This window comes from Vibrio sp. 10N.222.49.C9 (assembly GCF_041474985.1).
Classification (GTDB): Bacteria; Pseudomonadota; Gammaproteobacteria; order Enterobacterales; family Vibrionaceae; genus Vibrio; species Vibrio crassostreae_C.
Genome location: NZ_JBFRVD010001054.1, coordinates 1 through 254, shown reverse-complemented (window position 1 = coordinate 254; position 254 = coordinate 1). Strand labels below are relative to the sequence as shown.

The window sequence follows — 254 nt, the reverse complement described above, 5'->3', positions numbered from 1 at the left end:
GTATTCAGCCATCGAGACCCAGATTGGCGATATCTATCCACCACATTTTTGTTAGGAAGCGACCAACGCCCCTGCTTCGACGTGGAGGCTATGGCGATATTTGCATCAACTTTATCGACCAATACCTGAGTTGAAGAGGTACTGCTGCCGTGATGAGGCACGATAATCACGTCAGATTGAGCAACGGCATCAACCAATTGATACTCTGAAATTGCATCAATATCTCTGGTCAATAACACCGAATGAGTCCCATC

Annotated in this window: 1 pseudogene; it reads right to left on the bottom strand. The window is 46.5% G+C overall.

Going from position 1 to position 254, the window contains the following annotated elements:
• Positions 1 to 239 (bottom strand): annotated as a pseudogene (locus tag AB4585_RS26865) (DNA internalization-related competence protein ComEC/Rec2); the annotation flags it as partial.
• Between the last annotated feature and the right edge of the window lie 15 nt (positions 240 to 254).